Below are 249 nucleotides of genomic sequence, written 5' to 3' on the forward strand. Positions count from 1 at the left end.
GGCGTCGGCGAGATCGCGGAATTCGCGTAGCGGCAAGAAGGATCGTTTGATGTATTTGACTCCGGCCTCAACGACGCCCTTCTTCGCAGGATCGTGTGGAGGGCATGCATCGATCCGGAAGCCGTACCCCTCGGCCAGCGCGGCGTACGAGCGCTGTACCTCGGGATCGTACATACACGCCTTTGTAATCGCGCATTTGGCGTTGTCGNTNATCACGCGCTCCACGCGGCCGCCGAACCATTCGAAGGC

General features: G+C 61.1%; 1 pseudogene. It reads right to left on the bottom strand.

The annotated features are described in order from the left end of the window. Window positions 1-249, bottom strand: a pseudogene (locus VSR82_RS40525) (IS21 family transposase); the annotation flags it as partial.

Origin of the sequence: Burkholderia sp. JPY481 (assembly GCF_038900515.1) — a bacterium.
Taxonomy (GTDB): domain Bacteria; phylum Pseudomonadota; class Gammaproteobacteria; order Burkholderiales; family Burkholderiaceae; genus Paraburkholderia; species Paraburkholderia youngii.